This window comes from Nocardia transvalensis NBRC 15921 (genome assembly GCF_000308875.1).
Lineage (GTDB): Bacteria > Actinomycetota > Actinomycetes > Mycobacteriales > Mycobacteriaceae > Nocardia > Nocardia transvalensis.
Window position 1 is genome coordinate 115,121 of sequence record NZ_BAGL01000050.1, and the last position, 17,436, is coordinate 132,556.

At 70.7% G+C, this 17,436-nt stretch carries 17 protein-coding genes; 10 read left to right on the forward strand and 7 right to left on the reverse strand.

Features of this window, described 5'->3' with window-relative positions:
- The first annotated feature begins 6 nt into the window (after positions 1–6).
- Positions 7–924 carry an LLM class F420-dependent oxidoreductase gene (locus ON41_RS15125; protein WP_040748249.1) on the forward strand — a complete coding sequence of 306 codons (918 nt, stop codon included), beginning with the start codon at positions 7–9 and terminating at the stop codon, positions 922–924.
- A gap of 10 nt (positions 925–934) precedes the next feature.
- On the opposite strand, the gene ON41_RS15130 is transcribed toward ON41_RS15125, so the two are convergent.
- The 3 genes from ON41_RS15130 to ON41_RS15140 all read right to left on the reverse strand — a co-directional run bounded on the left by ON41_RS15130 (position 935) and on the right by ON41_RS15140 (position 5,540).
- Positions 935–2,524, reverse strand: a complete 1,590-nt coding sequence (locus ON41_RS15130) for an ABC transporter substrate-binding protein (protein ID WP_157185472.1) — start codon at positions 2,522–2,524, stop codon at positions 935–937.
- A gap of 41 nt (positions 2,525–2,565) precedes the next feature.
- On the reverse strand, positions 2,566–4,539 hold the full coding sequence (locus tag ON41_RS15135) for an amino acid adenylation domain-containing protein (protein ID WP_040748250.1): 1,974 nt from the start codon (positions 4,537–4,539) through the stop codon (positions 2,566–2,568).
- A 113-nt stretch (positions 4,540–4,652) separates the two neighbouring features.
- Positions 4,653–5,540: a LysR family transcriptional regulator gene (locus tag ON41_RS15140; RefSeq protein ID WP_246461630.1), complete on the reverse strand. Its 888-nt coding sequence runs from the start codon at positions 5,538–5,540 to the stop codon at positions 4,653–4,655.
- Between the two features lie 119 nt (positions 5,541–5,659).
- Between ON41_RS15140 and ON41_RS15145 the strand changes: the two genes are divergently transcribed.
- The 5 genes from ON41_RS15145 to ON41_RS15165 are packed head-to-tail and all read left to right on the forward strand — an operon-like array spanning position 5,660 to position 10,562.
- Positions 5,660–7,102, forward strand: a complete 1,443-nt coding sequence (locus ON41_RS15145; protein ID WP_040748285.1) for a form I ribulose bisphosphate carboxylase large subunit — start codon at positions 5,660–5,662, stop codon at positions 7,100–7,102.
- A 17-nt stretch (positions 7,103–7,119) separates the two neighbouring features.
- Positions 7,120–7,542 (forward strand): ribulose bisphosphate carboxylase small subunit, encoded by a 423-nt coding sequence (locus ON41_RS15150; protein WP_040748251.1) that lies wholly within the window; start codon positions 7,120–7,122, stop codon positions 7,540–7,542.
- A gap of 10 nt (positions 7,543–7,552) precedes the next feature.
- The gene (locus ON41_RS15155) at positions 7,553–8,608 is read left to right on the forward strand and encodes an AAA family ATPase (protein ID WP_246829533.1); all 1,056 of its coding nucleotides are present in this window, start codon (positions 7,553–7,555) and stop codon (positions 8,606–8,608) included.
- Positions 8,593–9,669 (forward strand): class 1 fructose-bisphosphatase, encoded by a 1,077-nt coding sequence (locus ON41_RS15160; protein WP_040748252.1) that lies wholly within the window; start codon positions 8,593–8,595, stop codon positions 9,667–9,669. The genes ON41_RS15155 and ON41_RS15160 overlap by 16 nt, the downstream gene beginning before the upstream one ends.
- A gap of 14 nt (positions 9,670–9,683) precedes the next feature.
- On the forward strand, positions 9,684–10,562 hold the full coding sequence (locus ON41_RS15165; protein ID WP_040748253.1) for a phosphoribulokinase: 879 nt from the start codon (positions 9,684–9,686) through the stop codon (positions 10,560–10,562).
- Between the two features lie 2 nt (positions 10,563–10,564).
- Here ON41_RS15165 and ON41_RS15170 read toward each other — a convergent pair whose 3' ends face one another.
- Entirely contained in the window at positions 10,565–11,302 is a 738-nt protein-coding gene (locus tag ON41_RS15170) for a YoaK family protein (RefSeq protein WP_051161516.1), read from the reverse strand.
- Between the two features lie 147 nt (positions 11,303–11,449).
- Here ON41_RS15170 and ON41_RS15175 point away from each other — a divergent pair, with 147 nt between their 5' ends.
- The 3 genes from ON41_RS15175 (at position 11,450) to ON41_RS15185 (ending at position 13,750) form a co-directional block, all read left to right on the forward strand.
- Positions 11,450–11,908 (forward strand): Hsp20/alpha crystallin family protein, encoded by a 459-nt coding sequence (locus ON41_RS15175; RefSeq protein WP_040748254.1) that lies wholly within the window; start codon positions 11,450–11,452, stop codon positions 11,906–11,908.
- 76 nt (positions 11,909–11,984) lie between these two features.
- Positions 11,985–13,091, forward strand: coding sequence for a winged helix DNA-binding domain-containing protein (locus tag ON41_RS15180; RefSeq protein WP_040748288.1), 1,107 nt, complete (start codon positions 11,985–11,987; stop codon positions 13,089–13,091).
- A 62-nt stretch (positions 13,092–13,153) separates the two neighbouring features.
- Positions 13,154–13,750: a Uma2 family endonuclease gene (locus ON41_RS15185; RefSeq protein WP_040748255.1), complete on the forward strand. Its 597-nt coding sequence runs from the start codon at positions 13,154–13,156 to the stop codon at positions 13,748–13,750.
- Positions 13,751–13,754: 4 nt separating this feature from the next.
- Here ON41_RS15185 and ON41_RS15190 read toward each other — a convergent pair whose 3' ends face one another.
- Positions 13,755–14,708, reverse strand: coding sequence for a patatin-like phospholipase family protein (locus tag ON41_RS15190; protein ID WP_051161540.1), 954 nt, complete (start codon positions 14,706–14,708; stop codon positions 13,755–13,757).
- Positions 14,709–14,928: 220 nt separating this feature from the next.
- Here ON41_RS15190 and ON41_RS15195 point away from each other — a divergent pair, with 220 nt between their 5' ends.
- Entirely contained in the window at positions 14,929–15,363 is a 435-nt protein-coding gene (locus ON41_RS15195) for an NUDIX hydrolase (protein ID WP_040748256.1), read from the forward strand.
- A gap of 18 nt (positions 15,364–15,381) precedes the next feature.
- On the opposite strand, the gene dinB is transcribed toward ON41_RS15195, so the two are convergent.
- Together dinB and ON41_RS15205 are read right to left on the reverse strand one after the other, a co-directional pair.
- The gene (dinB, locus tag ON41_RS15200) at positions 15,382–16,647 is read right to left on the reverse strand and encodes a DNA polymerase IV (protein WP_083905372.1); all 1,266 of its coding nucleotides are present in this window, start codon (positions 16,645–16,647) and stop codon (positions 15,382–15,384) included.
- 64 nt (positions 16,648–16,711) lie between these two features.
- Positions 16,712–17,436, reverse strand: a 725-nt coding sequence (locus ON41_RS15205; RefSeq protein ID WP_040748257.1) for a hypothetical protein, incomplete at its 5' end; no start/stop codon positions are given.

Sequence of the window (17,436 nt, forward strand, 5' to 3'; positions counted from 1 at the left end):
TCCGACATGGACTTCGCGATCTCGATCCCCCAGTTCTTCGCGGACGGCGAGTTCGACCCGGCCGCCTTCCGCACCCATCTGCGCCGTATCGAGCAGCTGGGCTTCCACAGCGGCTGGACCCAGGAACAGGTGCTCACCATCAACGCCCAGCCCCAGCTCAGCCCGCTGGAGACGATGACCTACGCGGCCGCTTGCACCGAGCGGTTGCGCCTGGGCTGTTCGGTATTCGTGTCCACACTGCACACTCCGGTGCATCTGGCGAAGGCGCTGAGCAGCCTGGATCAGGTCAGCCGCGGCCGGGTGGAGGTGGGCGTCGGCCACGGCGGGCAGGGACGGATGTTCTCGGCGTTCGGGGTCGACCGCGAGGGCGTGGCGTCCCGCTTCGCCGAGGGCGTGCGGTTGATGCGGGCGCTGTGGACCGAGCCCACCGTCACCTTCGACGGCCGGTTCTGGCAGCTGGAGCAGGCGAAGATGGAACCCAAGCCGTTCCAGAAGCCCGCGCCGCCGGTCTGGTTCGGCGGCGGGCACCCCAACGCGCTGCGGCGCGCGGTGCGCCTGGGCGACGGGTTCTTCGGCGCGGGATCGAGTACGACCGAGAAGTTCGCCGACCAGGTGCGCACCGTCCGGTCGCTGCTGGACGAGGCGGGCCGCGACCCGGGCGGGTTCCGGATCGCCAAGCGGATCTACATCGCGGTCGACGACAACCCCGACCGCGCCCGCACCCGGATCGCCCAGAGCCTCGAAAAACTGTACGGCACACCGAATTTCGCGGCGGTGTCGGTGGCGGGCACCCCGGCGGACTGTATCCGCGGCGTGCGCGAGGTGATCGACGCCGGCGCCGGACTGGTGCTGTTCACGCCGATGTTCGACGAGCCCGAGCAGACCGAACGCCTTGCCGCCGAGGTGATTCCGCAGCTGCGGTGACCCCCGGCGGTCAGCGCGGGCAGTCGGGATAGGTCTGGCCCTGCCGCGACGGCACGGTCGCGGGCACCGGCAGGGGCTGGTCCGGGCGAGCGTCGATCGGGCACAGCCGCACCACCGCCGGGGGCTGCCCGGACCGGTTGCCGCCGTTGTCGAACATGATCGGGCCGCCGGCGCCGGGCACCGCCTGGGCCGGGGCGGAGAATCCGCCGATCACGCTGTTGACCGAGGTGCGCTCGACCGGTTGCCCGGCGGGCAGCCGGTTCACGGCGGTGGCGATGGTCAGCACCGCGTCGTAGCCGTTGACCGCCCAGTTGTCGGGCAGGTGCGCCGGATCGAATCCGGCGCCGGTGAACGCCTGCCGGTACCGGATCGTATTGGGGTCCTCGGGTCCGCGTTCGGCGCCGGCCAGCAGGCTGTACACCAGCCGGATCCGGCCGGAGATGAAACTGGGCGAGGTCAGCGCCCGGCGGCGCAGGTCCTCGCGTCCGGGGTCGAGTTCGGGGTGGCGCAGCCGGTCGCCGTCGGAGACGCTGACGATGTCGACCGGTTTGGCGGCGCACTGCCCGTTGGCGTACAGCTCGTCGAGGCGGACCACGAATCGCGCGAGGTCGCGGCCGCGGGCGAGGTAGGCGACGGTGACCTCCTCGGGGTCCGCGCAGACCCGCCGCGCGGTCTGGTCGACGGTCACCGGGTCGGTCGTATCGAATTTCACGTCCACGATGTCGTTGCCGGTGATGTCGTCGCCGAATTCCCGGTGCAGCAGCGGCAACGCGGTGCAGGTGTAGGGGTCGGTGCGGTCGGTGGGGACCATGATGTAGTCGGGCCGCGTGCCGACGCTGCCGTGCAGCGCCTGGATCTGCGGGTAGACGCGGTGCGCGAGGCGGTAGTAGTAGTCGGTGCCCATTCCCTGCGAATAGGTCGCTCCCCGGTCGCAGGATCCGAAGTCGGGGCGGTCGGCGCGCGAGCCCTGCCGGTCGAAGCCCTCGGCCGTCACCACGTCCGACACCATCGGAATCTTCTTGTCCGCCAGCGTATTCACCACGTCCACGGTGGCCTGGTTACTCAGCCCGACCCCGGCCACCGCGACGACGTCGCCGCGCGCGGCGAGCCGCCGCGCCACCCCGGCCGGGTCGCCGTTGCCGTCGTAGTCGCCGAGTTGCCCCACGACCAGCCGCACGGGGTGGACGCAGCCGACGTCGTTGGCGGCGCGCTGGCCGGCGGCCATGCCCTCGAGTTCGTGCAGCGGGCGGCCGCCGGCGAACGGGTCGGTCATGGTCAGCAGGACGCCGACGGTGACCGCGGGGCCGGGGCAGTTGCGGGTGGCCTCGCCGTTCTGCCGGTCGATCGCGGCCATGATCGGGGCGAAATCGTCGATGCCGAAGGCGTAGGCGCCCTCGCTGAGCCCGACGCAGCGGGTGCCGGCCAGCCAGGTGCCGTCGCCGTGGCAGTCCGGGTCGGCCTGCCACGGGCGCACGACGACCAGGACGGCCGCGACGAGCACGGCGGCGAGGACGGCCGCGAGCAGTGGCAGCCAGTCCTTCGGATGCGGGAGCGGCCGGTCGGGACGGGGGAAGATCAGTAGTCTGTGCCGCTCACCCACGCGCAGCATCCTTTCCAGAGCAGTTGTGCCGACCGGCCGCGTCACCAGCCGTAGCGTTCGGCTCGTTCGTCGAACGGGCCGCGGTCCTCGACGTGGCGGGCGAGGAATTTGAATCCGGATCCGGCGCGGCGCCGCAGATCTCGCCAGCGGTCGGGGTCGACGAGGGTGGGGTCGTGTTCCAGACGCGGCACGACGGCGGTCAGGACCGCGATCTGCCCGCGGGTGGTGTCCGCGTCGTGGCCGGGAGTGTCCGGGGTGGGCCGGTGCGGGGCCCAGGCGTAGGTCACCTCGTCGAACAGGTCGAGCCAGGCGCGAGCGCCGCGGGCGCGCAGCTGCGCGTCGAGGGCCCGGATCACCGCGTCGTCGTTGCCGAGCAGCCGTTCGAAATGCAGCCGGCCGGCGCGGTCGTCGTAGGAGACCGCCCTCGCCAGCAGCCGGCCGCACACGGCGTTCCACGCCTCGTCGTCCGCGGCCAGCGCGCGGCGGCCGAGGTAGCCGACCAGCGGGTGCATGCACTCGCCGCCGGGCCCGATATCGGTCCACCGCCGCCGCGGCGTCCACAGGTACCGGGAGGTGAACAGCGGGGCGTCGCGGTCGGGCGCGGCCAGCAGGTCGGCCAGCGCCCGCGCCTCGTCGGGGTTGCGGGCGACCGACGCGACGGCCAGATGCGTCTCGTCCGGGCCGCTGCCGCCGTGGCGGAGGTGGTCGGGATCGGCGAGTCCGCGGGCGATCACGCGCAGCACCGTCTGCGCCAGGGTGGTCCGGCCGCCCGGCGTGCGGGTACCGAGCAGGGCGTCGAAATCGACGTCACGCGTGAAGGTTTCGGTGGTGAGCAGGCCGGGGGCGCGGCGGATCGCGTCGAGCAGGGCGACGGTCGTGGCGGCGTGGCCGTGCGAGACGCCGTGCACCGCGGCGGCGACGCCGAGCCTGCTGTGCCGGTCGATGTCGTTGACGAGCAATTGCACATCCTCGACGCGCATGGGGTCCAGATCCACGGTGATCCAGGGCTGGATCCGCGCGTCGATCCCGCCGGCGCGGGTGGCCAGTTCGGCCTCGGTGTGGCCGGCGGGGGCGGGCAGGGCGTCCAGCACGGCCGGCAGCGTCCCGCAGGTGGTGGTCACCAGCGCCACCGGATCGGTGGTCGGGGATCCGGCCCGCGCCAGCGATTCCCGGGCCCGCAGCAGCGAGCGGGTGAAGGCCACCGCGGCGGGGGAGTCGCCGTCGTCGAGCAGGATCAGCAGGTTCGGGCGGCGCCGGCGCGCCTGGGTGACGGTCTCGCGCAGATCGGCGAGCAGGGCGAGGGTGAGCGATTCGTCGATGGACTGCTCGGTCTCGCCGTGGCGGGTGCGCGCGTCCATGCTCAGGTGCACCAGTTCCTGCACCGGATCGGCCGCCAGCCCCAGATCCTGGTGCCCGAACCAGTCCAGCGCGTGCGACCACCGCTTGCGCTGCACGCCCCGCGCCACCACCCCGATCCCGGTCAGCGCGGCCCACATCGCCGCGCCGGGCAGCGGCGCGGCGGTCGCGACCAGCGGCGTCACCGACCCTTGCAGTTCGTCGAGGAATTCGTTGAGCTGCCGGGTGTTCCAGAGCCGTGCCAGTTCGGCGCGCAGGGCCTGCGGGCGTTCGTCCGCGGGGATCGGGGCGAGGTCGGTCTTGCAGGCGAGCAGCGCGATCGCGGTGCGGCGCAGCGCGAGGGGGTAGCCGTCGAGGTGGCGGCCGAGGCCGAGGGTGATCGCGACGTGCACCGGGCGCAGCGGGCTCGGCTCGTGCTGCGGTCCGGGGCGCTCGCGGTGGACGTCGGTGACCCGCAGCGGGCGGATCAGTTCGACCCTGGTCTCCTTCGCCAGCCGGTGCAGCGCCTCCTCGAGGACGGCCGTGCGGCCCGATCCACCGGCCCCCTGCAGGACCAGGACGGGCGGATGCGGGGTGGGGTCCGGGTCGTCGCCGGTGTCCAGCGGTTCCCGCACCAGACGCCGGATGACCTGGAGCAGTCCGGCATGGCCCACGAACATGGGTGATCGTCTCCCTCCCTGGAGCCGGAATCCCGGACTCAACGGTCGATTATGGACGCGGGGCGGACGGATTTCAGCGCAACGGGACGGAATCGGCCGGACCGCAACCTTTTTCACCGGGCGACCGGTACGCGCTGGAACGCGTCGGCGTTCACCTGCGCGGGATCGGTCAGGTGGTCGACGAACAGCCGGGCGGTGGGTGTCGGGGTGCGGCTGGTGACCGCGTGCCAGGGACGGTCGAGCGGGGTGCCCTCGACGGGGAGCTGTTCGAGGGTGTGGCGGTCGAGGTCGCCGCCGATGGCGTCGCTGTGAATCAGCGTGACGCCCAGCCCTTCTCGCGCGGCGGCCAGGACCGCGCCGTGGGAGCCGAGGGTGAGGGTGGGCGGGCGGATCTGGAGGCGGTCGAGCAGGGCCAGGGTGGTGTCGCGGGTGCCCGACCCGTGCCCGCGCAGCAGCCAGGTGGCGGTCAGCGGGTCCGGGCAGTGGCCGGGGGCGCCGACGACCACCAGCCGGCTGGGCCGGCAGGCGCGGACGACCAGGGCGGTCTCGCGGGGCGGGCGCCCGGCGATCACGAGATCCGTTTCGTGGTGCAGTAATTCGAGGAACAGCACGTCGCGCGGCTGGATCGAGAGCCCGACCTCGATATCCGGATAGCGGTCGCGGAAGGACACCAGCGGCCGCAGCAGCACGTACTCACCCGCCGTGGCCACCACGCCGATGCGCAGGCGCCCGGTCTCCGCCCGGCGCACCGCGGCCTGCGCCTCGTGCATCAAACCCAGGATGCTGCGGCAGTATTCGGCGTACACGCGACCGGCCTCGGTCAGTGCGATACCGCGCCCGGATTTGGCGATCAATTTCGCGCCGAGCTGTTTTTCGATGTGCGCGACCGCGGCGGAGGCGGCGGCCTCGGTGATGTGGAGTTGGGCAGCGGCGCGCCGGATGCTGTTGTGACGAGCGACGGCGAGAAATGTTTCCATCCGGACCGCACTCACCGTTCCCATCGTCAGACGGTAGCAAACTCAACCAAACGATTGACCGAGACGAGAAACAATCGAATTGTTCGGCCGCGGTGGCCCGTTCATGCTGGATCTGCACGGTGCCGCTGGACACAGGAGGAACCATGGCCGACGAATCCACACGCGATCGCTGGGATCCGGGTGTTCAGTCCTACGCCTCGATGGGCTACTACGACGCGGACTACGAGCCGAGCGATACCGATGTGCTCGCGGTGTTCCGGGTGACGCCGCAGCCGGGGGTCGACCCGATCGAGGCGTCGGCGGCCGTGGCGGGCGAATCCTCAACCGCGACATGGACTGTCGTGTGGACCGACCGCCTCACGGCGAACGACAAGTACCGCGGCAAGTGCTACCGGGTGGTCCCGGTACCGGGCCGGGAGGGCGAGTACTTCGCCTACGTCGCCTACGATATCGATCTGTTCGAGGAGGGGTCGATCACGAATCTGACGTCCTCGGTGATCGGTAACGTGTTCGGATTCAAACCGCTGAAAGCGTTGCGGCTGGAGGACATGCGCATTCCGGTGGCGTATGTCAAGACTTTCCAGGGGCCGCCGCACGGCACGGTGATCGAGCGGGAGTATCTCAACAAGTACGGGCGGCCGTTGCTGGGCGCGACGGTGAAACCGAAACTCGGGTTGTCGGCGCGCAACTACGGGCGCGTGGTGTACGAGGCCTGCAGGGGTGGTCTCGATTTCACCAAGGACGACGAGAACATCAACTCGCAGCCGTTCATGCGGTGGCGCGATCGCTACTTGTTCGCCATGGAGGGCGTGAACCGGGCGATCGCGGAAACCGGTGAGTTGAAGGGCCATTATCTCAATGTCACGGCCGCGACGATGGAGGACATGTACGAGCGCGCGGAGTTCGCGAAATCGCTCGGCAGCGTCATCGTCATGATGGATCTGACGGTCGGGTACACCGCGATGCAGTCGATGTCGAAGTGGGCGCGCCGCAACGGCGTGCTGCTGCATCTGCACCGGGCGGGGCATTCGACGTTCACGCGGCAGAAGACCCACGGGGTCAGTTTCCGGGTGCTGGCCAAGTGGTGCCGGCTGATCGGCGTGGACCACGTGCACGCGGGCACGGTGGTCGGGAAGCTGGAGGGCGACCCGCACACGGTGCGGGGTTTCTACGACACGTTGCGCGACGGGCACATTCCCGAGAATCCGCGCAACGGCATCTTCTTCGACCAGGACTGGGCCAGCCTGCCCGGGGTGATGCCGGTGGCGTCGGGCGGTATCCACGCCGGCCAGATGCATCAGCTGCTGGACCTGTTCGGCGACGATGTGATCCTGCAGTTCGGCGGCGGCACCATCGGGCATCCGATGGGGATCGCGGCGGGCGCCGAGGCCAACCGGGTCGCTCTGGAGGCGGTGGTGAAGGCCCGCAACGAGGGCCGCGATCTGCTGAAGGAGGGACCGGACGTGCTGCGCCGGGCGGCGGAGCTGTGCCGCCCGCTGGAGTCCGCCCTCTCGACGTGGGGTGATGTGACCTTCGAGTACACCTCCACCGACGCCCCCGACGCCGTCCCGACCGCCAGCCGCTGAGAGCCCGAGGTTTCGCCATGTATCTGCGCCAGGGGACGTTCTCCCACCTGCCCGAGCTGACCGACGCCGAGATCGGCGCACAGGTCCGCTACGCGCTGCTCAACAACTGGCCGGTGTCCATCGAGTACACCGACGACCCGCATCCGCGTCACGTGTACTGGGAGATGTGGGGGCTGCCGCTGTTCGACCTGGACGAGCCCGACGGCATCCTCGCGGAGCTGACGGCGTGCCGGAATACGTTCCCGCAGCACTACATTCGCGTGAACGCCTACGACGCGAGCTTCGGCCGCCAGACCACGGCGCTGAGTTTCCTGGTGCAGCGCCCCGACCACGAGCCGGGATATCTGCTGACCCGCACCGAATCCGACGATCGCCGCCAGCAGTACGGCTGGCGGCCGTACGCGACCGAGCAGCCGGTCGGCCGGCGCTACGGCGGCTGAGGGGGCGCCGGTGGGCACCGAACGCGAGCAGGCGCCCGACGGCCGGGGACCGGGCGGGTTCCGGATGCATCGCCCCGGCGGCAACGGCGCCGCCGGGGGCGCGGGTGGCGGGTCGAACGGTTCCGGCCCGCCACTCGACGCGCCGGAGCCGCTGGCCGACGACGCGCTGCTGGATCTCTCGGCGGATCTGGCCGGTGAGCTGGTCGACGCGACCCTGGCGCGGCTGGACGCGGAACTGGTCGGGCTGGCGTCGGTGAAGGGCCGGGTGCGCGAGATCGCGGCGCTGCTGCTGGTGGAGCGCGCCCGGGAGCGGTTCGGCCTGGAATCCGCGCCGCCGACGATGCACATGAGTTTCACCGGCGGCCCGGGTACCGGGAAGACGACGGTGGCGCTGCGGATGGCGGAGCTGCTGCACACCCTCGGCTATATCCGGAAACCCAAGGTGCACACCGTGACTCGTGACGATCTGGTGGGTCAGTTCATCGGGCACACCGCGCCCAAGACCAAGGAGGCGCTCGCCAAGGCGGCGGGGGGAGTGCTGTTCATCGATGAGGCGTACTACCTGTTCCGCCCGGAGAACGAGCGCGACTACGGGCAGGAGGTCATCGAGATCCTGCTGCAGGAGATGGAGACCGAGCGCACCAGCCTGGTGGTGATCTTCGCCGGCTATCCCGACCGGATGGAGACGTTCTTCTCCGCCAATCCGGGGCTGTCGTCGCGGGTGGCCCACCACATCGCGTTCCCCGACTACACCCACGAGGAGCTGATGGCGATCGCGGAGCTGATGACCGCGGGCCTGAACTTCCGTTTCGACGCCGCGGGCCGCACGGCGTTCGCCGAGTACCTCGAACGGCGGATGGCGCGGCCGCGATTCGCCAACGGGCGCAGTGTCCGCAACGCCCTGGACCGCTGCCGGCTGCGGCAGGCCAAGCGCCTGGTCGAACGGCACCGGCCGCTGGGCCGCGCGGATCTGATGACGATCACCGCGCCGGATGTGTACGGCAGCAGCGTCTTCGGGCGTGACGCCCCGCGCGTGGACGAGGAGGCGCCGTGCCCGAAGGACTGAAGACCCTCACCCGGTACACGATCGAGCAGGAGCACCGCCATCCCGGGTCCTCGGGCGAGTTCTCGGCGTTGCTGAACGTGCTCGCCACCGCGACGAAGATCATCGCCAACCGGGTGACGCGGGGCCGCATCGTCGGCTCGCTCGGGGCTCAGGCCGCCGATAACCTCCCGCCGACGGTGCACCGCAGGCTCGACGCCATCGCCAACGACGTCATGGTGTCGGAGTCGCAGTGGACCGGGCCGCTGGTGGCGCTGCTGTCGGAGCAGATGGCCGACTTCCATCCGGTGCCCAGCGAATTCCGGCGCGGCAAGTATCTGCTGGCGTTCGACGCGCTCGACGGGTCCTCCAACATCGATGTGAATCTGCCCGTCGGGACGATCTTCAGCGTGCTGCGCGCGCCCGAGGACGGGCGGGATCCCGCGGCCGCGGATTTCCTGCAGCCCGGGGTGCGGCAGGTGTGCGCGGGGTTCACCCTGTACGGACCGGCCACGATGCTGGTGCTGACCACCGGCAGCGGCGTGGACGGGTTCACCCTGGACCAGGAGATCGGCGCGTTCGTGCTGACCCATCCGCGCATGCGCATCCCGGACGATACGTCGGGGTTCGCGATCAACGCCGCCAACGAGCGGTTCTGGGAGCGGCCGGTGCGCCGCTACGTCCACGAATGCCTCGAGGGCGTGGACGGGCCGCGCGGCCGGGACTTCAACATGCGGTGGGTGGCGTCGCTGGTCGCCGACACGTTCCACATCCTCACGCGCGGCGGAATCTACCTGTACCCGTACGACACTCGCGATCCGGAGCGGCCGGGCCGGGTGTCGCTGCTGTACGGGGCCAATCCGATCGCGTTGATCGTCGAGCAGGCGGGCGGCGCGGCGACGACGGGCGCGGAGCGGGTGCTCGAGGTGCGGCCGCGGGCGCTGCATCAGCGGGTGCCGATCATCTTCGGTTCGCGCACCGAGGTCGAGCGGATCGTGGGCTATCACCGTGAGCCGGAGGCCGGGCCGAGGTTCGACGCGTCGCTGTTCGGCACGCGGTCGCTGTTCCGCCCGGCGCCGCATTGAACTGTGGAGGTGTCATGTCGCTGCGGCATCCCGTGGTCGCCATCACCGGGTCCTCCGGTGCCGGTACCACCAGTGTCACCAAGACCTTTCAGGAGATATTCCGCCGCGAGGGCATCACGGCGGCCATCGTGGAGGGTGATTCGTTCCATCGTTTCGACCGCAACGAGATGAAGCTGGCGATGGCGGCGGCGGAACAGAACAGCGACCGGCATTTCTCGCATTTCGGGCCGGAGGCGAATCTGCTCGAAGAACTCGAGACGCTGTTCCGCGATTACGGCGAGACCGGGGTGGGTCTGGTGCGGCGGTATCTGCACGATGCCGCCGAGGCCAAACCCTTCGGGCAGGATCCGGGCACCTTCACCCCGTGGGAGGAGCTGACGCCGGGCAGCGATCTGCTGTTCTACGAGGGGCTGCACGGTGCGGCGGTGCACGAGGCCGTGGACGTCGCCCGGTACACCGATCTGCTGGTGGGTGTGGTGCCGATCATCAATCTGGAGTGGATTCAGAAGGTGATCCGGGACAAGACCGAACGCGGGTATTCCAGCGAGGCGGTCATCGATACGATTCTGCGGCGCATGCCCGACTACGTTAAATTCATCTGCCCGCAGTTCTCCCGGACGTACGTGAATTTCCAGCGGGTGCCGACGGTGGACACCTCCAATCCTTTCATCGCACGCTCGATTCCGACGGCGGACGAGAGTTTCGTGGTGATCCGGTTCGCCGATCCGAAGGTGATCGACTTTCCGTATCTGCTGTCGATGCTGCACGATTCGTTCATGTCGCGGCCCAACTGCATCGTGGTGCCGGGCGGGAAGATGGATCTGGCGATGCAGTTGATCTTCACGCCGCTGATCCTGCGGTTGATGGACAAGCGGCCCACGCGGCGGCCGTAGCGTCAGTGCCGGTGCTCGTCGTCGGCGGGCGCCGGGACGTCGGGGTGGTCGTGGACCCAGCGGGGGTCGGCGAACCAGGTGTAGGCGGCGACGATCGCGCTGCCGACGACGGCGGTGTAGAGCATGTCGCGGCCGTCGACGACGAGGCTGATCAGGCCGCCGATGACGCCGCCGAGGGCGAAGGAGACGTAGAGCACGGCGTAGCCGGCCCAGTCGCGCACGCTGCCGCCGGCGAGGTGGCGTTCGATGCCCTGTGCCAGTTTGACCAGGGTGCCGGTGACGTAGGTGAGCGGGATGGACACCTCGCCGTTCTTCACGAACGAGGTGTTGAGCGCGCCCATGCCGAAGGCGACGAACAGGATGGGCGCCAGGCCGAGGTCCTGGTCGTGGTGGGTGAGGACGCGGTCGACGACGGCGGCCAGGGCGAGGGCGATCGTGGCCAGGACGGTGGCGCCGTGGGGATGGTTGCGCCACCAGTGCCGCCGGCAGACCGAGGCGACGATCACCCCGACGACGAAGCAAACGATCAGCGCCAGCGCGCCGCCGGCGAGGGTGTAGTCGCCGAGGAAATTGCCGAGAATGGCGCGTTCGGTGTTTCCGGTCATGAAAGTCACGAAGTAACCGGCAGAATGTGTGTAGGCGGCGGCGCCGACGAAGCCCGCCAGCGTCGACAGCACCGCGGACAGCCGAGTTTCCAGGTCCCAGAAGGGTGTGGGGGTAACGCTCGGAGTGGTGGTCACAGCGACAGGCTAGCAACCACATGAAACAGGCTGGGCCCCGGAATTCTCCCGCGTAGCATGGCGGTTGTGCCGCTCGATGCGCGGCCTCGGCGGCATTCCGGCCCCGACAGCGTTGTCGTCCTCGTCTCACGCTCAGGAGAGATACCGATGACCATGCTCCCCGTTCACCGGCTGCCCGGCTCACTGTTCCCCGATCTCGGGGCCGCCCTGCCCGGCGATATGAACGACGTATTCACCACCGCGTTCGCGCCGCCGCGCGGATTCGTGCCCTTCGTCACACCGCATCAGCTGCGGATGGAGGATTTCATCGAGGATGGCCACTACGTGCTGCGGGTGGAGATCCCCGATATCGACCCCGCGCGCGATCTGGAGGTGACCGTCCAGCGCGGCCATCTGACGATCACCGCGGAGCGGTCGGTGCGGCGCGAGGACCGCGGCTACTCCGAATTCGGGTACGGCTCCTTCGCGCGGACCGTCGCGCTGCCCGAGGGCGCCCGCGAGGACGAGGTCTCGGCGACCTACGGGCGCGGCATCCTCACCGTGCGGGTCGGGCTCGGCGAGTCGCCGGCCGGTGCGCGGCGGGTGGACGTCGAGCGCGTCGACTGACCCGATTCCTGTCGGCCCCGGCCTCTACAGTGGGCACACGCCGCGCGCGGGCGCGGCGACGGTGCGGGAGGTACGGGTGCGGGTCACGTGGGATCAGGTGTTCGCGTGGCGGCTGCGGCGGCAGTTCGTGCGGCCGCGCGGCACGGGTGACGCGGTGGCGGTCGCCGACCGGCTGGGCGGTCTCCAGGCGCAGGTGACCTCGGCGGCGGAAACCGCTGCGGCGCTGCGCCATTCGACGGCCGAGCCGGGCGGTGTGGCGCGCGCGCTGGCCTCCGGCGCGCTGGTGAAGACGTGGGCGATGCGGGGCACGCTGCACGCGGTCACCCCGGAGTTCGCGCGGTCGGTGCTGCCGTTGCTGGCGTCGGCCCGCACCTGGGAGAAGCCGAGCTGGCAGCGAAACTTCGGCGCCTCGCCCGCGGAGGTGGCCGCGCTGGCCGAGGCGATCGGCGAGATCTTGGACGGCGCCGTGCTCACCCGCGCCGAACTGGTCGAGGCGCTGCTGGCCGATACGCGATTCCGCGCCCTGGGGGAGCAACTGCGGTCGGGCTGGGGCGCGCTGCTCAAGCCGCTGGCATGGCAGGGCGTGCTGTGCCACGGGCCCGCCCGGGGCACGAACGTCACCTTCACCAGCCCCGCCCGTCTGGTCCCCGGCTGGGGCCCGCTACCCGATCCCGAGTCCGCGGCCCCGCACGTCGTCTCGACGTACCTCGGCGCCTACGGCCCCGCCACCCAGGACGCCTTCAGCGCCTGGCTGCTGCGCGGCGCCCTCCCCAAATCCACTGTGCGGCGGTGGTTCACCGCCCTCGGCGCCTCCTTGACCGAGGTCGACGTCGAGGGCCGCCGCGCCTGGCTGCGCACCGAGGACGCCGACGACCTGGCCGCCACCACCCCGGACGCCTCCGTCCACCTCCTAGGCCCGTTCGACCAGTACATCCTCGGCCCCGGCACCAACGACCCCGCCCTCCTCCCACCCGCACACCGCCCGAAGATAAGCCGCACCGCAGGCTGGATCTCCCCCCTCGTCCTCACCGCCGGCCGCATCACCGGCACCTGGGACACCACCCCAGACACCCTCACCGTCACCATGTTCGACGGCAACCCCCCACCCACCACCCTCGAATCCGAACTGGCGGCGATCTCCCGCGCCACGGCCACCCCCGGCCTCCGCCTGAGCACCTCCTGACGGGACAAAATGCGTACCAGGCGATGTCGGCGACCACCGTTCTCCGGGGAAGGAGGCGGCCAGTGACCGACCTGCCGCTGTGGGCGGACGATCCCGGGGCATTGGAGATCACCGAGGACGAGTACGACCGCCTTCCGCGGCGACCGCGGATGCTGATCGAAGTCATCGATGGCAACGTCATTCGCCACCGGAAAGGATCTGCCGAGCACAGCGACGTGGCCCGGCGGCTGGCGAATCATCTGGAGTCGGCGAAGCCGGATGAACCGTGCACTCGCGTATCGACGGATGTCGACGTCCATTTCACCCGGCGGCGCAATCGGGACGGCGCGTTCTCGTTCCGCAGGCCGGATGTGACGGTGTATCGGTGCGTCGAGCGGGGAGCGAAGCTGACGACCACCGACGCCCTGATGGTCGTCGAGGTGATCTCGCCGGGCTCCGGTTACACCGATACCGTCGACAAGCTGGCCGAGTACGCCTACGAGGGCATCCCTGTCTATCTCATCGTGCATCTGGACAGCGAGTTGTACGTGAAGATGATCCAGGAGTTCCGGCTGGAGTGGGCGAGCCGCGTGTACCGCCTGGCCGAGACGCACGAGGGTGCGCTGCTGCTCGAGAGCCCGTTCGCCGCGGTGATCGAATTCGGGCGGCTCAACGGCTGAGCGATCAGGGGTGGGGGGACGAGGTGAGGTAGGGGGTGAGGGTTTCGGTGGTGGTGGTGCGGCCGAGGTCCAGGGCGCGGAGGAGGAGGGGTTCGTCGCGGGCTGTGCGGGTGATGGTGGGGGAGCCGGTGGGTGGGCGGATCTGGAGGACGGCGGGGTGGGTGGTCATGACGTGTTCGTCGCGGGTGTGCTGGTCGGCGCGCGACAGCCAGGCCTCGACGACGCCGGGGGCGTGGCGGGCGAGGAAGCGGGTGACGACGCGGCGTTCGAATTCCGAAGGGGTGCTGGGGGTTTCGTCGAGGCGGCGGGTGCGCAGGACCAGGGCGTGGGTGGCGCCCTGGGCGAGGGCGGTGTGGATCGGGATCGACTCCGACAGGCCCGCGTCGACGTAGCGGTGGCCGCCGAGCGCGATCGGCCGCCCGGCCAGGATCGGCATGCAGGTGCTGGCGCGCAGCGCGCCCTGCAGGGACGCCACGTCGGTGATGTGGGGGCGCAGGTCGACGGCGGATCCGTCGGCGATGTCGGTGCCGATCGGGTGGAAGGTGACGGGGCTGGCGAGGATGGCCGGGAAGTCCATCGGCACGATGCGTTCGTACACCGCGTGCACCAGGAACCGGGTGTCGACCACGTGCCCGCCGCGTAGCGCGCGGGCGGGGGAGATGACCCGCCGGATGACGTCCGCGTGCCAGGCCCGCCGCGCCCGGTTCGCCCGCCCGCACAGCAGCCAGGCGCCGTTCAGCGCGCCGGCCGACGACCCGTACACGGCGTCGAAGCACGGCAGCAGCCCGAGATCCTCGAGGGCGGTCACCATGCCGTGCGAGTACGCACCGCGTGCCGAACCGCCCTCGATCACCAGCGCCAGGCGGGCGTCGTCGGCCCGGTCCCCGGGCGTGCTGCGCTCGGCGTGCCGCCGGGCGATGAGTTCGCCGACCGGCGAACGGGTGTCCCTGTCCGGCACCGGCGCCTCCACAGCCTCGAAACGATCGCATTTCTGTCTAGCACAGGACCTGCGAGGTGAGGTGAGGGCCGGGACTTCGCTCGGTGCGGGCCGCCCCCAGGGGGATGGGGTCGGGCGGCCCGCTCGTCAACAATGCCGCGCGGCGGCCCGGTTGGCCCAGGGACTTTCGTCCTCTACCCCGTGGCCGGAAGACCGCCCGGCAAACCGGTAGCCTGCCCCCATGCGGACCGGAGCGAGCGGGCGGCTCATCGATACGGTGGCCTGGGTTCTGATCGAGGACGGGCGGATCCTGTGCGCCCGGCCGCGCGGTAAGGACGTCTTCTTCATCCCCGGCGGCAAACGCGAGGGCGCGGAGACCGACCTGCAGACGCTGCTGCGCGAGATCGACGAGGAGCTGACCGTCGCCCTGATCCCGGAGACGGTCGCGCATGTGGGCACCTACGAGGCCGAACTACCCGGCGCGGCGGCGGTGGTGCGGATGGCCTGCTATACGGCCGAGTACGCCGGCACGATCGAACCCAGCAGCGAGATCGAGGAGATCGCGTGGTTCGGCTACGCCGACCGCGCGCTCGTGCCGCCGGTGGATCAGCTGCTGTTCGACGATCTGGCCGCGGCAGGTCTGCTACCGGCGGGCGAACGCACCGCCGAGGGCTGACGAGGCCGGAGGCGGGTGTCAATCGGGCAGCAGCGGAACGGACAATCCTTCGCCGCGGCCGAGCAGGGCCGCGCGGGTGACGGTCCCGGCGCCGAAGCGGTCGCGCAGGTGATCCAGGGCGGTGTCGAGCGCGGCGGCCGGCCGCGCGTCGAAGGGCAGGGTGAGCTGGCGGGGGTCGGCGTCCTCGAGGTTGGTCAGCGACAGGCCGATGAGGGTGAGGCCGCGCTCGTGGATCATCGGCATGGCGGCCGACAGCAGCGTGCGCGCGGTGCGGACGATGAGCGCGCCCTCGTCGGTCGCGCCGGGCAGGGTGTGGGAGCGGGTGGCGCGGCTGAAATCGTCGAATCGTAAGCGCAGCACCACGGTTCGGCACGATCGGTCGGCGGCGCGCAGCCGGTGCCCCAGGCGGTCGGCGAGGCCGTGCAGGTAGGCTTCGATCTCCGCGGGGGTGCGATGCCGGCGGCCGAGAGCGCGCTGGGCGCCGATGGACCGGCGTCGCCGCCCGGTCTCGACGCGGCGGGGATCGCGCGCCCACGACAGGGCGTACAGGTGGCGGCCCGCCGCGGGACCGAGGATCGCGGCGAGTGTGCGCTCGCCGAGTTCGGCGAGCTGGCCGATGCGGGTGATGCCGTGGTCGCGGAGGGTGGCGGCGGTGACATCGCCCACGCCCCAGAGCCTTTCGACCGGCAGGGGGTGCAGGAAATCGAGTTCCCCGCCCGGCGGCACCTCCAGCAGCCCGTCGGGTTTGGCGACCGCGCTGGCCACCTTGGCGAGGAATTTGGTCCGTGCCACCCCCACCGAGATCGGCAGTCCCACATGCGTTTCGACGTCGGCGCGGAGTTTGCGGGCGATCGTCACCGGGTCGCCCGCGAGCCGCCGCAGCCCGCCCACGTCGAGAAACGCCTCGTCGATGGAAATGCCCTCCACCTCGGGCGTGGTGTCGCGGAAGATCGCGAACACCGCCTTGCTGGCCTGCGCGTAGGCGGACATGCGCGGGGGCACCACGATCGCGTGCGGGCACAGCCGCAGCGCCTGCCCGGCGTTCATCGGCGTCCGCACCCCGAGCGCCTTCGCCTCGTAACTGGCCGCCAGCACCACCCCGCCCCCGACGATCACCGGCTTGCCCCGCAACCACGGCGCATCCCGCTGCTCCACGGCGGCGTAGAACGAGTCGAGATCGGCATGCAGGATCGACGCCTCAGCCCGCGCCACGATCCGCGTCCGCGTACCGCGCCGCCCCTGCGCGCCTCGCTCGACGCCGCCACCATCCTCCGACACGAACATATGTTCGCATACCAGCGCGGAACTTTCGACCATATGTTCGATATGGGACCGGGTCGAACCCTGTTCAGGAAATGACCGGGCCCTCGGCCTCGACGAAGATCGGTGTCGACGAGACCGGGAGCCGCAGTCGCCCCCGGTCCGCTGCGACCGGCACGGCTGCGCCGTGAATGTCGACGGCACGGCCGGCCGGGTGCGGCCAGGGGCATGTGATCTCGGCCGGTGGCGCGTCGTCTCGCCGTTCCCAGGCGATCAGCAGCGGGGTGCGGCCGGTCCGGCGAATGTCGAAGGCATACACCGTGGGACGGCCGGCGACGGGGATCGGTTCGAGATGCTCGATCCCGTCGAGGTGGCGCGCCATCAACTCGAAGGTGTCCGCGGCGGGGTAGCGGTGACCGATGGCGTCCCCGTCGCGGTCCATCAGCTTCAGTTTGTCGAACAGCAGGGCCGGCACGATCCGGCTGTCGCGATGCAGTTGCCGCTCCGAGGCGATCGGATAGTGCAGGGTGCGCCGGACGCCCGCCGACAGCGTGAGAACGGTGCGGATCACCAGATCCCGGCAGGCCAGGCGATGGCGGGCGGCCTCCGGTTCGGGCGGGCATCCGGCCATGAACATCTGCAGGGTGGGCGGCAGCCGGTCGATGCGGTCGTAGAGTGCGACCACCGCGGGATCCTCGGCGGCCGCCATGCCCTCGGCGGTATCCGGCATGGCGGCCTCGCCCAGGAACTGCCGCCGGTGCGCGGTGAGCACATCGGCCAGGTAGGGGAGGTTGGCGGGGAAATCCGTGGGAA

Coding starts and splice junctions, on each gene's coding strand:
- ON41_RS15125 (WP_040748249.1), top strand. CDS start 7: ATGGACTTCGCGATCTCGATCCCCCAGTTCTTCGCGGACGGCGAGTTC.
- ON41_RS15135 (WP_040748250.1), bottom strand. CDS start 4,539: ATGTTCGTGGGCCATGCCGGACTGCTCCAGGTCATCCGGCGTCTGGTG.
- ON41_RS15140 (WP_246461630.1), bottom strand. CDS start 5,540: ATGGGAACGGTGAGTGCGGTCCGGATGGAAACATTTCTCGCCGTCGCT.
- ON41_RS15145 (WP_040748285.1), top strand. CDS start 5,660: ATGGCCGACGAATCCACACGCGATCGCTGGGATCCGGGTGTTCAGTCC.
- ON41_RS15150 (WP_040748251.1), top strand. CDS start 7,120: ATGTATCTGCGCCAGGGGACGTTCTCCCACCTGCCCGAGCTGACCGAC.
- ON41_RS15165 (WP_040748253.1), top strand. CDS start 9,684: ATGTCGCTGCGGCATCCCGTGGTCGCCATCACCGGGTCCTCCGGTGCC.
- ON41_RS15175 (WP_040748254.1), top strand. CDS start 11,450: ATGACCATGCTCCCCGTTCACCGGCTGCCCGGCTCACTGTTCCCCGAT.
- ON41_RS15195 (WP_040748256.1), top strand. CDS start 14,929: ATGCGGACCGGAGCGAGCGGGCGGCTCATCGATACGGTGGCCTGGGTT.
- dinB (WP_083905372.1), bottom strand. CDS start 16,647: ATGTTCGTGTCGGAGGATGGTGGCGGCGTCGAGCGAGGCGCGCAGGGG.